13 protein-coding genes are annotated in these 17,766 nt (G+C 40.5%); 9 read left to right on the forward strand and 4 right to left on the reverse strand.

Going from position 1 to position 17,766, the window contains the following annotated elements; all coding sequences use genetic code 11:
• Positions 1 to 7 precede the first annotated feature (7 nt).
• Entirely contained in the window at positions 8 to 343 is a 336-nt protein-coding gene (locus SB660_RS11040) for a hypothetical protein (protein WP_012011387.1), read from the reverse strand.
• 197 nt (positions 344 to 540) lie between these two features.
• Here SB660_RS11040 and SB660_RS11045 point away from each other — a divergent pair, with 197 nt between their 5' ends.
• Positions 541 to 771, forward strand: a complete 231-nt coding sequence (locus SB660_RS11045; RefSeq protein WP_058013592.1) for a hypothetical protein — start codon at positions 541 to 543, stop codon at positions 769 to 771.
• A 31-nt stretch (positions 772 to 802) separates the two neighbouring features.
• Here SB660_RS11045 and uvrA read toward each other — a convergent pair whose 3' ends face one another.
• From uvrA to SB660_RS11060, 3 genes are all read right to left on the reverse strand, one after another.
• The gene (gene uvrA, locus SB660_RS11050) at positions 803 to 3,679 is read right to left on the reverse strand and encodes an excinuclease ABC subunit UvrA (protein ID WP_180310030.1); all 2,877 of its coding nucleotides are present in this window, start codon (positions 3,677 to 3,679) and stop codon (positions 803 to 805) included.
• 7 nt (positions 3,680 to 3,686) lie between these two features.
• The gene (gene uvrB, locus SB660_RS11055) at positions 3,687 to 5,672 is read right to left on the reverse strand and encodes an excinuclease ABC subunit UvrB (protein ID WP_050944300.1); all 1,986 of its coding nucleotides are present in this window, start codon (positions 5,670 to 5,672) and stop codon (positions 3,687 to 3,689) included.
• Positions 5,673 to 5,967: 295 nt separating this feature from the next.
• The gene (locus tag SB660_RS11060) at positions 5,968 to 6,213 is read right to left on the reverse strand and encodes a CsbA family protein (RefSeq protein WP_012011392.1); all 246 of its coding nucleotides are present in this window, start codon (positions 6,211 to 6,213) and stop codon (positions 5,968 to 5,970) included.
• Positions 6,214 to 6,497: 284 nt separating this feature from the next.
• Here SB660_RS11060 and SB660_RS11065 point away from each other — a divergent pair, with 284 nt between their 5' ends.
• From SB660_RS11065 to SB660_RS11100, 8 genes are all read left to right on the forward strand, one after another.
• Positions 6,498 to 9,029: a PEP/pyruvate-binding domain-containing protein gene (locus SB660_RS11065; RefSeq protein WP_410582524.1), complete on the forward strand. Its 2,532-nt coding sequence runs from the start codon at positions 6,498 to 6,500 to the stop codon at positions 9,027 to 9,029.
• A 90-nt stretch (positions 9,030 to 9,119) separates the two neighbouring features.
• Positions 9,120 to 9,692, forward strand: a complete 573-nt coding sequence (locus tag SB660_RS11070) for a TetR/AcrR family transcriptional regulator (RefSeq protein WP_180310027.1) — start codon at positions 9,120 to 9,122, stop codon at positions 9,690 to 9,692.
• A gap of 40 nt (positions 9,693 to 9,732) precedes the next feature.
• Positions 9,733 to 11,067 carry an MFS transporter gene (locus SB660_RS11075; RefSeq protein WP_058013587.1) on the forward strand — a complete coding sequence of 445 codons (1,335 nt, stop codon included), beginning with the start codon at positions 9,733 to 9,735 and terminating at the stop codon, positions 11,065 to 11,067.
• A gap of 276 nt (positions 11,068 to 11,343) precedes the next feature.
• Complete coding sequence (locus SB660_RS11080; RefSeq protein WP_410582527.1) at positions 11,344 to 12,327, forward strand: YncE family protein; 984 nt, start codon at positions 11,344 to 11,346, stop codon at positions 12,325 to 12,327.
• Complete coding sequence (locus SB660_RS11085) at positions 12,324 to 13,010, forward strand: response regulator transcription factor (RefSeq protein WP_169055777.1); 687 nt, start codon at positions 12,324 to 12,326, stop codon at positions 13,008 to 13,010. Before SB660_RS11080 ends, SB660_RS11085 begins: the two co-directional genes overlap by 4 nt.
• Positions 13,007 to 14,425, forward strand: a complete 1,419-nt coding sequence (locus tag SB660_RS11090) for a HAMP domain-containing sensor histidine kinase (RefSeq protein ID WP_410582530.1) — start codon at positions 13,007 to 13,009, stop codon at positions 14,423 to 14,425. Before SB660_RS11085 ends, SB660_RS11090 begins: the two co-directional genes overlap by 4 nt.
• Positions 14,426 to 14,573: 148 nt before the next feature.
• On the forward strand, positions 14,574 to 16,697 hold the full coding sequence (locus SB660_RS11095) for an ArnT family glycosyltransferase (protein ID WP_410582532.1): 2,124 nt from the start codon (positions 14,574 to 14,576) through the stop codon (positions 16,695 to 16,697).
• A gap of 31 nt (positions 16,698 to 16,728) precedes the next feature.
• Positions 16,729 to 17,721 carry a glycosyltransferase family 2 protein gene (locus SB660_RS11100; RefSeq protein WP_180310023.1) on the forward strand — a complete coding sequence of 331 codons (993 nt, stop codon included), beginning with the start codon at positions 16,729 to 16,731 and terminating at the stop codon, positions 17,719 to 17,721.
• The last annotated feature ends 45 nt before the right edge of the window (positions 17,722 to 17,766 follow it).

Here is a 17,766-nt window from a genome sequence, read left to right on the forward strand (position 1 = left end):
AACCCTCCTACGATTTGATGGATTGAAGTACTTTAATACCTTGAATGATATTCCAAATGACAGAGATCAAAAATCCAATAGCGACTAAAAAGGACAAGATGAGCATCGTGATCACTGGCATGAGTGAGTCACTTGCCTGTGTCGACAATAAAAATGGGATTGACCCAAAAACCAGCAACACGCACGCTGCGACTGGCAAAACGTGTGACCATAATGCCCGCAACGCGTGCCGTTTCGGTTCCTTTTGGTCGACTACAAAATATGCCACAATCGGTACAATAAACGGCATAAAAAAGACACTAAAATAACAAATTGATGCAATGATCGACTGATCTCTATTCATTTATATTCGCTCCTTCATGATGAAAATTCCTTTCTAACTCATACGTTTATTGCGTATCAAAAGTTTCAAAATCATTCGATTTACATATGACCTTAGACACAAATTACATCTTTTTGCACCTAAGTGTAGATTCTTCACGGATTACCCTTTAAAATATGTTGAAAAGATGGTGATTATCATTATAGGGGGTAATTATTTTGACAGATCATCATAATACTAACCACACGGCTCAAACGCTTTTAGACCTTATACAGAAACAAAAAAGCATGAACAGCGATATGATCAGGGAGCTTGAGACCATTCATCCGTCTCATCCAAAGTATGGTGATATCCGTTATTTAAAAGTACTGCTCGACAGCAGCAGCACGCATATTTTAAAGGATTTAACGCAAATCAGTCATTTAGTGCCAAAGGAAGATGCGCAATAAAACAAAGCCCCCTCTTAAAAGAGGGGGTTTTTTATGATGAAGTCACACTTTCTGTTTCTTTGACCAACTGTTTCATTCGTTTACGGTCACGCTCTAAAACAGGCTTTAAGTATTGACCAGTGTAAGAAGCTTTTTCTTTTGCAATCTGCTCAGGAGTTCCAGAGGCAATGATCGTTCCGCCGCCTGCACCGCCCTCTGGTCCGAGATCAACGAGGTAATCAGCAGCCTTGATAATATCAAGGTTATGCTCAATCACTAGTACCGTATCTCCGTTTTCGACCAAACGCTGAAGTACTTTTAATAAACGGGCAATATCATCCACATGCAAACCTGTTGTCGGCTCGTCTAAAATATAAAGAGACCTTCCGTTTGAACGGCGGTGAAGCTCAGATGCCAATTTCACACGCTGTGCCTCTCCTCCAGACAATGTCGTCGCAGGCTGTCCAAGTGTAATGTACCCTAGTCCAACATCAAAAATCGTTTGAAGCTTCCGCTTAATTTTCGGGATGTTCTCGAAAAATTGGAGTGCGTCCTCCACGGTCATTTCAAGCACATCAGCAATGTTTTTCCCTTTATATGTGACCTCAAGTGTTTCGCGGTTATACCGTTTCCCGTGGCATACCTCACAAGGCACATACACATCCGGTAAAAAGTGCATTTCGATTTTAATGATGCCATCTCCGCGACACGCCTCACAGCGGCCACCTTTGACGTTAAAGCTGAATCTTCCTTTTTTATACCCTCGTACCTTTGCTTCATTCGTTTGTGCAAACACATCCCGCACATCGTCAAATACACCTGTATACGTGGCAGGGTTAGATCTCGGCGTACGACCGATTGGAGATTGGTCAATATCAATCACCTTATCTAATTGATCCATTCCTTTGATTTCTTTGTGCTGTCCTGGCTTCGCTTTTGCTCTGTGCAGTTTTTGCGCAAGTGATTTTAATAGAATTTCATTCACAAGCGTACTTTTCCCTGAACCAGACACCCCAGTCACAGCTGTAAAGACACCTAGTGGGAACTTCGCATTGACGTTTTTCAGGTTGTTTTCTTTTGCACCTTTGATCTCAATATAGCGGCCGTCAGGCTTTCTTCTTTCGATCGGCAGCGGGATAAATTTCTCTCCAGATAAATATTGTCCTGTTAAAGATTTCTTGTCCTTCATGACTTCTTCCGGCGTTCCAGCTGAAATCACTTCTCCTCCATGAACTCCTGCTCCAGGTCCAATATCAATCAAATAATCAGCGGCTAACATCGTATCTTCATCATGCTCTACGACAATGAGGGTATTCCCGATGTCGCGCATGTTTTTCAATGTCCCGATCAATCGGTCATTATCACGCTGATGCAGACCAATAGATGGTTCATCTAATATATAAAGAACACCTGTCAGCCTTGACCCGATTTGAGTCGCCAGACGAATCCGCTGGGCCTCTCCTCCGGATAGTGTGCCAGCCGATCGGCTCAATGTAAGGTAATCTAATCCCACATTATTTAAGAAGGACAAGCGCTCATTGATTTCACGTAAAATGAGCTGAGCTATCTGCAAATCTTTCTCAGACAATTCGATTTCACCATATAAATCAAGGGCATCAGAAACAGACAAATCAGTGATTTCCCCAATATGTTTGCCATTGATCAGAACCGCAAGCGTCTCTTTTTTCAGACGATAACCTTTACATGTCGGACATGGCTGGTTCGCCATATATTTTTCCATTTGCTCACGAATATAATCAGAGCTGGTTTCCTTATAGCGTCGTTCAATGTTACGAAGAACACCTTCAAATTCAATTTCATTTTCACGTACCTGACCAAAATCATTTTCATATTTGAAATAAATCCGTTCAGAGCCGCTGCCATATAAAATTTTATCGAATAAATGCGACGGTATATCTTTCACTGGAATGTCCATGTCAATGCCGTAATGGGTACATACTGCCTCAAGAAGCTGAGGATAGTATTGTGAGCTCTGCGGTTCCCAAGGGGCAATGGCATGCTGTCGTAACGTCAAATCCTTATTAGGAATGACAAGCTCAGGGTCAACTTCTAGTTTAGAGCCAAGCCCATCACAGCTCGGACAGGCACCAAAAGGACTATTAAATGAAAACATTCTCGGCTCAAGCTCACCAATAGAAAATCCGCAGTGCGGACAAGCATGATGTTCACTGAATAACAGCTCTTCTTGTCCAATCACGTCAATCATCACACGGCCTTCACCTAGTCGCAGCGCCGCTTCAAGGGAGTCAGACAGCCGAGCCGCAACGCCTTCCTTCACCACGATTCGGTCGATCACGACTTCAATGGAATGCTTCTTGTTCTTTTCAAGCTCGATCTCTTCTGACAGATCTTCCATCTCTCCGTCGACTCTTACTCGCACATAGCCTTGCTTTCGAATTTGATCAAGTACTTTGACATGTGTCCCTTTGCGGCCAGATACGACCGGCGCAAGCACTTGCAATTTCGTTCTTTCTGGATATTCTAAAATACGATCTGTCATCTGCTCAATCGTTTGGGACGTAATTTCAATTCCATGTATCGGACAAATCGGTTTCCCAACTCGAGCATACAAGAGTCGTAAATAATCATAGATTTCAGTAACGGTTCCCACTGTTGATCTAGGGTTCCGGCTCGTCGTCTTCTGATCAATACTAATCGCCGGAGACAGACCTTCAATGGCATCTACATCCGGTTTATCCATTTGACCGAGAAATTGACGCGCATACGCTGAAAGAGATTCAACGTACCTGCGCTGACCCTCTGCATAAATGGTATCAAAGGCAAGCGACGATTTTCCTGAACCAGATAAACCCGTGATGACCACTAGCTGGTCACGCGGGATATTCACATCAATATTTTTAAGGTTGTGGGCTCTAGCACCTTTCACCTCTATTCGTTCCATAGCCATCAGGCAATCATCCTTCCGCTTTTAGCTCTAGCAATAGATCTCTTAATTCTGCTGCTTTTTCAAAATCAAGCGCTTTTGCTGCATCTTTCATTTCCATCTCGACCTTTTCGATCACTTTTTCTCGCTCTTTTTTGCTCATTTTTGACAGCTTTGGTGCTGCATTTGTTTCATATTCTTCCGATTCCTCATGTATCTTTGTTGCTTTAATGGCATCTCTAATTTTCTTATGGATGGTTTGCGGAGTAATTCCATATTTCTCATTATACGCCTCTTGCTGCTCTCGTCTTCGTTTCGTTTCTTGAATCGCAATATCCATTGATTTGGTCATTTTATCTGCATACATAATGACCCGGCCTTCTGAATTTCTCGCTGCCCGGCCAATCGTCTGGATAAGGGATCTTTCAGAGCGCAAAAAGCCTTCTTTATCTGCATCTAAAATCGTCACGAGCGACACCTCTGGAATATCCAGTCCTTCACGAAGAAGGTTGATTCCCACAAGCACATCATATTTTCCGAGACGTAAATCGCGAATAATCTCAATCCGCTCAAGGGTCTTAATTTCTGAATGAAGATAATTGACCTTGATTCCGATCTCTTTTAAATAATCTGTGAGATCCTCAGACATTTTCTTCGTCAGCGTCGTCACGAGCACACGCTCATTTTTCTCAACCCGCGCATGAATTTCTCCAATTAAGTCATCAATTTGACCTTCAATTGGACGCACTTCAATAATCGGATCAAGTAAACCTGTTGGACGAATAATTTGTTCCACAACCTCTGGGGTTTTCTCAAGCTCATAAGGACCCGGAGTGGCAGATACATGCACAATATGGTTAATATGCTTTTCAAACTCATCAAAGGTGAGCGGTCTGTTATCAAGTGCTGAAGGCAGACGGAATCCGTGATCAACCAACACTTGCTTTCTTGCTTGGTCCCCATTGTACATCGCGCGGATTTGCGGGATCGTCACATGTGACTCATCGACAACAATCATAAAATCATCCGGGAAATAATCAAGCAATGTATAAGGTGTTGAACCAGGAGGACGCAAGGTCAGGTGCCTTGAGTAGTTCTCGATTCCTGAACAAAAGCCCATTTCTCTCATCATCTCAAGGTCATATCTTGTCCGCTGCTCAAGGCGCTGCGCTTCTAGCAATTTTCCATTATCTCGAAGCTTTTCGAGCTGCTCCTCAAGCTCTTGCTCAATATTAATAATCGCTTTTTCCATTTTTTCTTCTCTTGTGACGAAGTGAGATGCTGGGAAAATAGCCACATGTTCACGATCACCGAGTATTTCTCCAGTGAGTGCATCCACTTCACGAATACGTTCAATTTCATCACCGAAAAACTCCACTCTGATACAATGCTCATCACGTGAAGCAGGGAAAATTTCAACGACGTCTCCTCGTACTCGGAAGGTTCCACGCTGAAAATCTATATCATTACGAGAATACTGAATGTCCACAAGCTTACGAAGAAGCTGATTACGTTCAATCTCCATTTCAGTACGTAAAGACAGCACAAGCTCTCGGTATTCCTCTGGCGAACCTAAGCCATAAATACAGGAGACACTGGCAATGATGATGACATCTCTCCGCTCAAATAACGAGGACGTAGCGGAGTGTCTCAGCTTATCAATCTCATCATTGATGCTGGCATCCTTTTCAATAAATGTATCAGTCTGAGGCACATATGCCTCTGGTTGGTAATAATCATAATAACTCACAAAATATTCGACAGCATTATTCGGAAAAAATTCCTTGAACTCGCTGTATAGCTGGCCTGCAAGTGTCTTGTTATGTGCAATGACAAGTGTCGGTTTGTTCACTTCTTTGATCAGGTTGGATACAGTAAAGGTCTTTCCCGTACCTGTAGCACCTAACAGCGTTTGATGCTGTTTCCCCTGATGGATGCCCTCGACAAGCTTTTCGATTGCCTTCGGCTGATCTCCTTGGGGCTGATAGTTAGAAACTAATTCAAAGCGGTCACTCACATCAAAGCCTCCGTTTCGTTACGAAATCTATCTAATGAATATATTATCATAAAAGAACACAAAAATACGAACTAAAGTTCGGCTCTTACTTGATTTTTATTTCCAATACAGTCATACCCTCTCTTCAATGGCAAATAACCCTCTTACGAAAACCTTCCTTTCAGTATGGAACATTTTGGTGAGAGATATTCGATGAGCAGAAAAAGAGAAAAAAAAGAAAGCTGCACTCACTAGAATTCGTAAGCACAGCTTAAAAAACGTCATCTTTCGGCCTAACACGCTCTTGATGATGACATCAATGATGTTTTTCAGCCTTTTCTCTCTTTTCAATTTCTTTTTTAGCCATATATAATGCACCAGCTACTAAAGAAATGATATCTAATCCCACAATAAAGTAGGTTTCTGTATAGCCCTTCATGTACGAAGCAAATAAAAGCGCTGCTGTTAATGCAATGCCCACATAATGATTATAAGTAACCTTTGAAAATAAAATAACGAGCAGGAAAGGAAAAACAAGTGCAAAAATGGCTTTTGTAATCACAAAAACCCTCCCTCTTCATGGTCTACTCCCTTGATTATAGTAAAGTTTGGCATATTGAACAATTCACAGTTTTCAATTTCACCTATTTTTCTTTCTGCTCGGAGACTTTTGTTATAGATATAGAAGGAAATTAGTGAGAATGTCCCCTTTGAAAAGATAGGTCTTTCCGTCTTTGACAGTAACATCCAATAAATCCTATGATTAAAATGATAGTGCGCACTATCATTTTAGAAACGATAGAGAGACAGACAAACCATTGGCTATTTGGATAAGGGGGCATTCCCATGTATTCAGTTTTATTTCATGCGGCTGAAGAATCAGCAGCACTCGCAGGGGCAAAGGGCCTAAATTTAATCAAATTAAACAATCACGGCCTACCAGTCCCAGATGGATTTATTATCAAAACCAACAGCTTTTCAAGCTTTCTTTCATATCACAACCTGCATCCAACTGAACAAAACCTTGCTGACAAAATCAAAGAAGCATCGTTTCCTTCTCAAATGGAAGCAGAACTCCTTTCGTCCTTTCAATCATTGCGGAAGACTTATCCCTCAGTTGCAGTCAGGTCCTCTTCTGTTGCAGAAGATCTCGAAGGCGCCTCATTTGCAGGACAGTACGAAACTTATTTAAATATCAAAACAAATGAGGAATTCTTACAGGCTGTCAAAGAATGCTGGTCTTCTTATTTTGGAGCGAGAGTGACAGAATATAAGGAAGAGATGGATGAAAACGAGGAAGAGATGCCGCTCATGGCTGTTGTCGTTCAAGGGTTGATTCATTCTGACGTCTCCGGTGTCATCTTTAGCGAGAATCCTGTAACAGGAAAAAACAATGAAATGATGCTGACAGCAAGCTACGGACTAGGAGAAGCAATCGTCTCTGGGCTTGTGACACCAGACACATTTGTTATAGACAAAGAGACACTTTCTATTGAAAAATCACTTGGAATGAAAGAGCTGCAAATTATTCCTTATCAAGAAGGTGTCATTGAACAAGCAGTGACGGAGGAAATGGCTGGTCAGTTTTGCCTGAATAATGACCAATTAGTAGAAATCACGCAAATCACCAAACAAGTAGAAGCACTTTATGGCCATAGCGTGGATATCGAATTTGGAATAGCAAATGGCACATTTTATTTACTCCAAGCCAGACCGATTACCGCAGCCCTCTCAAAAGCAGCAGATGAAACAGCGGGTGCTTCTTTTCAAATGCAGCCAGACGAGCTGCAGGATTTCTGGATCTCAATGGACGATCATATGCCGGGCCCAACAAGTCCTCTCTTTTCAAGTCTGATCATCCCAGCATTAAAAAGCGGTATGAAGAAAAACGGTGAAAAATATCAAGTGCCTGATCTGAATATTAAAGATATCAAGCTTTATAGAGGTCACCTGTATTCATCACCGTCACTGCCTGAAGCGAGTGCAGAAGCTGCACCAGTATTCGATGAGAGTATATTTGAGTTATTTCCGCATTTAAGTGAACGTATGTATGAGATTTTAGAGAAAAATTTCTTTCCCTTTTACGAAAAACTCGATCATAAAATGAAGGAACCGCTGACCATTGAAGAAGCCATCATCGGATTTGAAGAATTAAAGACTTTTTATATACAAGCATATGATGATCATTTTGATATTGTCATACCTCAAGTCATTTTATCGGCTATGATTGAAGACATGCTTGTGACATATACTGGTGATCAATCACAAGTGATCCTGCTGCATGAGATGATGATAGGCGTGATGAACAAATCTCTTGAAACAGACAAAAAGCTATCTGATTTTGCAAAGAGTGTCCTTCAAGATAATGAACTTCATCAAGCATTTATGAACTATGAAAAGAATCCAGAGCTGCTTGATGCACTCACTCAATCGGAAAAAGGCAGACACTTCATTTCGACACTAGAGGAATTTCTTCAAATCTATGGCTGGAGATCTGTTAAAAGTCATGACCTTACGGAAGAGACATGGGTGGAAAACCCTGAGTTTATACTAGATATCATTAGAAACAATATTCAACACCAAAGTAATTTTGATGAAGAATTTGCACAAGCCGTCATCAAAAGACAAGAGACATATGAACATTTTATGAGCCAAGTGAAGGATGAAGCGTTTAAAACGAAATTTGAGACACTTTACCAATTTGCTCTACAGGCTGCTAATATCCGTGATGATCATCACTTCTACATTGATGCCATGTTAGATGCTAAAGCCAGGGTATACCTATTAAAGATTGGTGAACTTCTTGTACAAAAAGGAGCGATTCCTCATCAAGAAGATCTATGGTACCTCTACGATGAGGAGGTACACACAGCTCTCACAACGTCTACAACATTTAATACAGTCATCGCACAAAGAAAAATTGACATGAAAGATAATGAAGCCATCCAACCACCAGCTTATATGGGCACCCCAACTGAAGCTGAATTGCAGCAAGTAGAAAGAATGCTCGGTTCATTAAGAGAAAATGAAAACAACACAAGCGATGTGATCTATGGAATTGGTGCATCTAGCGGTATTGTTTCTGGAAGAGTAAAGGTCATTACATGTGCTGAGGAATTCTCACAATTCCAAAAGGATGATATTTTAGTTTGCAAAACAACCACACCTTTATGGACGAGCTTATTTAGAGATGCAAAAGCAGTCATCACCGATGCTGGAGGCATTTTGTCTCATTCGGCTATTATCGCTAGAGAATATATGATGCCAGCTGTCCTAGGAACCCGAATAGCGACTGAAACACTTCAATCCGGTGACCTTGTGACAGTAGATGGGAGCAATGGACGCATTCAGATATTAAAACAGCATGCACGTGTCTAACTTTATCGTTTTGGATCATATTGGCGGTCATAGGTTTTATCGGTATACTTACTTTGTTGCAAACACATTCATAACCTGAGGTGAGTATGCTTGTTAAAAACTACAAATCAACGAATCATTCGCGCAACAATGGATTTATTGACTGAAAAGGGCTATCAAAAAACCACAACCAAAGAAATAGCCGCAAAAGCGAATGTCAGTGAAGCAACAATTTTCCGCAACTTTAAAAACAAACGCGGAGTTATTGCTGCCATTATGAAAATGAAATCAACACCGACGAAAACCTTAGAAGCAGAATTCAAAGGCGATTTATACACCGATTTAAAGTTTCTCGGTTCCTATTTCCTTGAGGATTTAACTTCAAAAAAAGAATTCATTTATATCAGCATGCGAGAACCGGCTATGTTTAAAGATCTGACTAGTCATGAAAAAGTTTATCCTCAAGAACTAAGAGAAATGCTGATACAATACTTCAAAAAGATGAGCGCTCAGCATCATGTCTTAAAAGGAAAAGAAGACATTTATGCAGACATTTTCATTAGTACGTATTTTGGTTTTTTTATTCAGCAGCTAGAGCAAGACTTCCAGCTCGTATTAACACAAAAAGATGATTTTATTGAGACATACACACACATTTTCATGAGAGGAATTTCTCCCGCTTAAAGGGTGGAATTCTTCTTTTTTACAAAAGGTGGTATACACATTGAAATTGCAAAAAGAGAGTTTGATCATCTATTCTTTGTTACTAGGAGCTATACTAGTTCCGGTCAACTCAACGATGATCGCAGTCGCTTTATCATCCATATCAACTTATTATGATCAATCCATTTCAAACATTACTTGGGTTGTCACGATTTATCTTATTGTCATGGCGGTCACCCAGCCTATCGCTGGTAAGTTGGGAGATATATATGGGCATCGCCGTATGTATTTAACCGGAGTGACACTCTTTTTAATCGGCTCGATTGGCTGTGCTTTAGCACCTAATCTAGCATTTCTCATCATCTTTCGCTCCATTCAAGCAGCTGGTGGGGCCATATTAACACCGAATAGCATTGCTTTGATTCGTGCAACAGTCTCATCAGAAAAGCTATCTAAAACAATGGGTTACTTTGGATTTGGTGCTGGTATTGGTGCCGCACTTGGGCCTTTTATTGGATCAATTCTCATTCAGAGTTTTGATTGGCATTCCATATTCTTAGTGAATATCCCATTCCTATTTCTTACACTAGTCACCGGTGTTTTACTTATTCCAAAGATAAAGCATACACGTATACATGCAAAAGTAGATATGATCGGTTCATTGTATTTAACCATCGGAATTGCCACAGTCATTCTATGCTCAAAAAGCCAGCTACTAAATGAATATTTAATTTATGGCATTCTAGCATTGATTGTCATTCCTTTATTTTTTAGACATGTACGGAAAGTAAAGAATCCGATCATCGATTTGTCCCTATTTAAAAACAGTTCATTTACAAATGCGAATCTGTCGATCATGCTAAGTAATTTTGTGATGTATGCCATCCTTCTCATCATGCCACTGTTTATGGAACAACAACTTGCCCTTTCTCATACACAAAGCGGTATGATTCTATCGGTATTTTCTCTTTGTATGTCTCTTAGCGGTTTATTAGGCGCAAGACTCCATCCAAAAAAGGGCGCGAAAAAAATGATTCGCTTTTCATTTCTCTGCCTTACTTTATCAGGCATCATGTTAATTGCACTGAGTCAGTACCCAACCTTACCTCTGCTTATCGTGACACTAGTCGCAGGTGGAATTTCATCAGGGATTGGTATGACAAGTATGCAGATGGCTTCTTTAACAGCTGTTGATCAAAGTTTATCTGGTTCGGCCTCTGGTATTTTCTCAACCTTTCGATACTTTGGCAGTATCATTTCGTCGACATTGATTGGGATCATGAGTGGTTTCCAATCTTTATTTATTGTATTAATGGGCGCAGGAATCCTTGGCTTCCTTTTATCCCAACGCGTCAAAACGAAATCTACCTCCCCATCATCTGGGCATTCTGCCTAATGACTCCCTGCGCTCTATGTCGATTTAGAGCGGGGGAGTTTTTATTATTTTTATCACTGTAAGCTATAACAGGCACAGGAATCAAATATTGAAAATCCTTTTTTAAAGATGAAAAAAAACCATATGACTAGACAAAAAAGGAACTTTAAATCGAATTGTCCTCATTCATCCACCTAAAATCTGTTTTTCATCTCTTTCAGTATTGATAACTTCGATTTTTTTTCACAATTTTTGTGGTATGCTTTTTGAAAATAGAGGACACAAAGGAGCGGAAGAATGGAACGTGTAAAATATGTTTTGATCTATTTATCAGCTCTATTGTTATTCCTGTCAGGCTGTGGAAAAGACCAGCAATTTACTCCACCTGGCAGCTCTCAATCGATCGCGGTCATCTCTCAATTAAAAAAAGCCTCCTTTTCAATAGTTGATTTACAAAAGAATAAAATGATCTCTTCCGTTGATTTAAAACATCCGCTCACTGATCTTATCCAAATCAACAAAGACGTCATCATCGCAACTAGTAAAGAAGGAGAATCGCTGATCGAAATTAATTTAAAAAAAGGTACAGCAACAGATTATATGGATGTGAATAAAGGTCTGACTTCCCTTACATATGATGCAGCTTCTCACACCTTAATTGCAGCGGATTCACAGAAAAGTGTCGTTTATTTTATTGATACGCAGCGAAAAAAAATAAAAGCAACTGTAAAGACCGGAAAGTTACCTTCTTCTATGACACTTTCTCCGTCAGGTACTTTATTTGTTTTAAATGCAGAAAGTCATACTGTCTCTGTCATAGATATTGAGAAGGAAAAACATATACGTACGTTCTCTGTACTTGAACGACCTTCTGGTATTCATTTTGATGGACAATCCATATGGATCGGTGGTCACGGTAAACCAGGCACCTTAAATAAAAGCATTTTTGCTTACGACCCTAAAACAGGTAAAAAGCAGCGAGAAATAAAACTAGGCGTTATGCCTGTTGCATTCTTTTCAGAGAAAAACTCTTCTACTTTATATGTTCTTTGTCATGGAGATCATACGCTATACAAAGTAGATACAGAGACGAATAAGCAGCTTGCTTCTGTTGAAACTGGTCAAAATCCGAATTATATCACCGCTGATACCACATCAATATATGTGAGTAACTTAGATGACAATTCAGTATCAATTATCGATAAACAGACATTCATGATGAAAAATCGACTGAATGTCTCATCAGGACCTTATGCTATCGTTTTGGAGGAAAAGAAATGAAAGAACAAATGCATATTTTAATCGTAGACGATGAGTTCGATATGCTTGAGTTAATCGGATCCTTCTTAAAAAGACAAGGCTTTCACATCATCACAGCTAATAATGGAATGGATGCCTTACATCAGCTTGAAAAGGAACCCGTTGACCTTGTAGTACTAGATATCATGATGCCTGACATGGATGGATTTGAAGTCTGCCAGCGTATTCGGCAAACATCTCAAATCCCCATCTTATTCTTAACAGCTAGAAGTTATGAGGAGGATCGAATTAGAGGTTTAGAAATTGGTGCGGATGACTACATCATGAAGCCTTTCAGTCTACGTGAGCTTGCAGCAAGAATTGAAACAACTTTGAGACGAATTAGAGGTCTTTCGCTAAAGCGCAGCCGCATACAGTTTGATGACATGGAGATTGATCAGGATGGTAGACAAGTCTATATCCATCAGGAGCCCATTAATTTAACTAGAAGAGAATTCGATTTGCTCATGTTTCTTTTACTCAATCAAGGCCAAGTGTTTTCACGAGAACAGCTCTATCAAAAACTGTGGGAATCACATTCTACGAGCGGATCTTTACGAACAGTCGATACACATATCAAAACGCTGAGACTGAAATTAAAGGGAGCGGAACGGCATATAAAAACCGTTTGGGGTGTCGGCTATAAGTTTGAGGAGGAAGAATGAAGCCTTTATCTATTAAAAAGAAGGTGCTCTTCTTAATCCTTGTAGTGACCGGAATCGTTGCTGCCTCAGCTCTTGCCCTCACCTATTACTTATACCAGCACTTATATGTTGATAAACAGATTGATTCCTTAAGTTTACAAGGTAAAAAGCTGGCACAAATCTATCATAAACACGGGAAAGATACGTATTTTACCGATAGAATAAAATGGGCTAACGACTCGAGTCAGGCGAACATTATTTTTACAGATGATCCAATGGAGCTTTCAAGTGGTCTTCCTTTTGATACGAACACAAATGATAATCTCATCACGTTCAAGGAACGCCAAAAGCTCCTTCAAGGGGATACTGTCGTGTTGATTAGAGAACTCTCTCAGTTTCATCAAGATATTCTTGGCATCGCCATCCCTGTTTTCTCAAACAAAGATGAGCTATCAGGGACAATTTTTCTATCCATGCCCTTATCGGATGTATATGAACCCTTTGTCCAAATCAGATTGACACTTGGCATATCTATTTTATTAATCCTGCTCCTGATTTTCTTTATCGGATATAAAAGCTCCAATAAAGTCGTTCGGACAATTAATCAGATGAAAGAAATTGCTATGGAAATGGAATCTGGTGATTTTTCAAAACGGATGGCTGTGACCAAAAATGGAGATGAGTTAAACCAACTGAGCCGCTCTTTTAACAAACTGTCTTCTACCCTTGAAAAAGTTGAGCAGCACCGCAGGGAATTTCTTGCGAATGTCTCTCACGAACTTCGGACTCCGCTAAGTTATATGAAAGGATATGCTGAAGGTATTGAAGAAGGGATCATTGATCAAAAAAAAGGAATGCACATCATCCAGGATGAGGCCGCACGTTTAAGCCGGCTTGTGCATGATCTTTTAGACCTTGCGCAGCTAGAAGGAGATTCTTATCCACTAACGATGGAGCCAATCGTCTTTGCTCAGCTGATTCATGACGTTCTTGATCAAATGAAATTCATTGCTAGTCAAAAGGGAATCTCGTTCAACCGAGCACTCGAAGAGGATTGTATTATTTATGGTGATAGCGATCGACTTGAGCAAGTCGTTCGTAATTTATTGGACAATGCCATCCATTACACGCCATCAGGAAAGTCGATTTCAATTAAATTATTCGTTCACAAAAACACTGCTGAATTAAGTATTACAGATGAAGGTAGCGGAATTCCAAAAGAAGAACTTCCTCATGTTTCTGAGCGTTTTTATCGAGTGAATAAAGCGCGCACAAGAAAAGATGGCGGCTCTGGTCTTGGACTAGCCATTGTGAATCAAATTATTAAAAAACATCGTGGCACGTTCGTTCTTCAATCTGAACAAGGCATAGGTACGACCGCTATTATACAATTACCAAGTGCAGAGAGCACTGAAATTCCACCTGTCTCCTCTTAAAATAACATACACCTTAAACAAGACAGCTCTTTTCTAGAGCTGTTTTTTATTCAACAGAAAAATAAAAAATTGGCCTTTTTTTATTAATAATTTATTCATATTTGCTTGTTACACTTTTTTCAAGTTAAGAAAAAGGAGTGACAAACTTTTGATTAGACGCTTTCAAAAATTTGATCTTTATTTATTTTTTATATTGATTTTATCTGCCATTTTAAACATTTATAACATTTGGAACAACGATACAGTGAACGCTTATTATACAGCGGCGGTCACAAGTATGATGCAAAGCTGGCATAATTTCTTCTTTGCTTCGTTCGATCCCTCAGGTTATGTCACGGTGGATAAACCACCGCTCGCCTTCTGGCTGCAAACGATCAGTGCCAAAATTTTCGGTCTGCATGGCTGGAGTGTGATCTTACCCCAAGCTTTAGCTGGCATTGGTTCTGTTTATTTAATTTACCGCCTAGTCAAACCTACATTTGGGCAGGCTGCTGCAAGATTGTCAGCACTCATTATGGCGTGCACACCAATCGCAGTTGCTGTATCTCGTACAAATAACATTGACAGCTTACTCGTTTTTATTCTTTTACTCGCAACAGCCATGATGTTCAAGGCTGTGAAACAGCAGAAGGTGCTTTGGGCGATTGCTTCTTTTGCAATGATCGGTGTCGGTTTTAATACAAAAATGCTTCAAGCGTATATGATTGTACCGGCTCTCGTCTTGTTTTACATCATTGCCTTTCGAACGACATGGAAGAAAAAGCTGTTTTCACTATTGATTTCAATGATTGTTCTTTTAGGTGTATCTGCTTCTTGGTCTATAGCAGTTGATCTCACTTCCAAAGACAATCGTCCTTATATGGGATCAAGTCAATCGAACTCAGCATTAGAATTAGCCTTTGGTTACAACGGTCTTCAGCGGTTAACTGGTCAACAGTCTGGCGGGAGAGGCGGTACAAATCAGGGTGAGGGGCAGCCACCTTCACAGCAGGGTGATCAGCAAAATGACAATGATTCATCCAACATGACTCAGCCGCCATCCAATGGTAATCAAAACAACTCAGACAATTCAAACCAATCATTCAACCAGCAACAGCCTTCTATACAAGGACCATCACGCAGTGCAAACGGGACAACACCACCTGATATGCCTTCAGGCGGTAATAGTGATGGACCTCCAAATGGCGGGGGCGGAAAGATGGGAAATGGTTCTGGCATGTTTGGAACTGGAACAAAAGGGCCATTACGCCTGTTCCAATCTGAACTGTCCGATCAAATCAGCTGGCTGCTTCCATTTGCGCTCTTCGGTGCGATTGGTATCTTCTTCTCGACAGTCTTTGAAAGAAGACGTCTCAATACAAAACAAAAAGAAACACTATTTTGGTTAGCTTGGCTTATACCCGTTGCTGCATTTTTCAGTATAGCAGGATTTTTCCATCACTATTATTTAATCATGCTGGCACCGCCAATTGCTGTATTAGCAGGAGCCGGGTGGGTTTCTATGACTCAATTGTTCCAAACAGGAACTGGCTTTAAAAAATGGCTGCTTCCTATTGCGATATTCGTCACAACCGCATTTGAAATCTTTATCCTATCCACATTTACAAGCACGATCGGTCTTGGACTAAGCATTGCAGTCGGTATCATTGGTATTGGAACGATCCTTTCTCTACTTTTGATAAAAGGAAAAGAAAAACTAAAACAATTCGTGTCTCTCATCGCCATCCTTGGCATGCTGATCGCACCACTATACTGGGCAAGCACACCTCTTCTTTATGGAGGAAACAGTATGCTTCCAGAGGCTGGTCCTCAGCTTGCAACTTCAAGGGGCAACATGAGTTCACAAGTCAATGTAAAGCTGATCAGTTATCTTGAGAAAAACAATACGGGAGAAGAATTCCTATTTGGGACAACAGATGCAACCACTGCTTCGCCTTACATTATTAAAACAGGAAAAGCTGTTATGGCATTAGGTGGATTTAGTGGATCTGATAACATTCTCACGCTTAGTGAATTCAAACAGCTCGTCAAAGACGGCAAAATCAAATACTTCTATCTTTCTGGTATGAGAGGCGGCAGCTCTGACATTCTCACTTGGATTCAAAAAAATGGAAAAGAAGTATCTACTTCTAAGTGGCAGAACAGCTCTTCATCCAAAACAAATCAGCAAACAGACAGCTCAGACAGCCAACAATCAGAACAAAATGATCAGTCAAATGGACGAATGGGCGGAATGGAGAGCGGCACTCTTTATGAACTATCCGTTGATTAATTCATCTATTAAAAGGGAGGAACGATGACTGATGGAAAAGAACATACAATATTCTGTTGTAGTCCCAGTTTATAATGAAGAACTTGTGATCCATGAATCGTATCAACGCCTTAAGACTGTTATGGATTCGACGGGAGAAGCATACGAGCTTCTCTTCGTCAATGACGGCAGTATGGACCGAACAGCTGAACTGATTAAAGGGTACTGCCAGAACGATCCGAATGTGAGACTCGTTGATTTTTCTCGTAACTTTGGGCATCAAATTGCCATTACAGCGGGAATGGATTATGCAAAGGGAGAAGCTGTCGTCGTGATTGATGCGGATTTACAAGATCCACCTGAATTGATTTTAGACATGATTGAAAAATGGAAGGAGGGCTATGAGGTCGTATACGCAGTCCGTACCATGCGAAAAGGCGAAACAGTTTTCAAAAAGTATACCGCTTCCCTTTTCTACCGAGTGTTACGTCAAATCACCGAAGTAGATATTCCACTTGACACCGGCGACTTTAGATTGATAGATCGTAAAGTATGTCATGAAATGAGAAAAATACGTGAGAAAAATCCATTTGTCCGCGGGTTAGTGAGCTGGGTCGGCTTCAAACAGGTTGCGGTAGAATATATTCGGGATGAGCGGCTGGCAGGAGAAACAAAGTACCCTCTCAAAAAGATGCTCAAGCTCTCGATGGATGGGATCACATCTTTTTCTTACAAACCTTTAAAACTAGCCAGTGTGGCAGGTATTGGCCTTTCAGCAATTGGCTTCATTTCGATGTTTCTAGTTTTATATTTAAAGCTTTTTACAAACAGCACCATCACCGGCTGGAGTTCATTAATTGTCATTCAGCTATTCTTTAGCGGGATTATCCTCTTTATGTTAGGCATGATCGGAGAGTATATTGGCCGAATCTACGATGAAGCCAAGGACCGGCCGCTTTATATCGTCAGAGATAGCTATGGCCTTCAGGCAAAGCCACATCCAGTTCAATCCCCTGTACATTTCAAGCAATATAAACAGCATTAAAAAAAGCGTGCGAGACCTCTTCAGAAGGTCCTGCACGCTTTTTAG

The sequence above is a fragment of the Bacillus sp. SIMBA_005 genome, from assembly GCF_046535585.1.
In the GTDB taxonomy this organism is placed as follows: Bacteria; Bacillota; Bacilli; order Bacillales; family Bacillaceae; genus Bacillus; species Bacillus pumilus.

Coding starts and splice junctions, on each gene's coding strand:
- SB660_RS11040 (WP_012011387.1), bottom strand. CDS start 343: ATGAATAGAGATCAGTCGATCATTGCATCAATTTGTTATTTTAGTGTC.
- uvrA (WP_180310030.1), bottom strand. CDS start 3,679: ATGGCTATGGAACGAATAGAGGTGAAAGGTGCTAGAGCCCACAACCTT.
- SB660_RS11065 (WP_410582524.1), top strand. CDS start 6,498: ATGTATTCAGTTTTATTTCATGCGGCTGAAGAATCAGCAGCACTCGCA.
- SB660_RS11080 (WP_410582527.1), top strand. CDS start 11,344: ATGGAACGTGTAAAATATGTTTTGATCTATTTATCAGCTCTATTGTTA.
- SB660_RS11085 (WP_169055777.1), top strand. CDS start 12,324: ATGAAAGAACAAATGCATATTTTAATCGTAGACGATGAGTTCGATATG.
- SB660_RS11090 (WP_410582530.1), top strand. CDS start 13,007: ATGAAGCCTTTATCTATTAAAAAGAAGGTGCTCTTCTTAATCCTTGTA.
- SB660_RS11100 (WP_180310023.1), top strand. CDS start 16,729: ATGGAAAAGAACATACAATATTCTGTTGTAGTCCCAGTTTATAATGAA.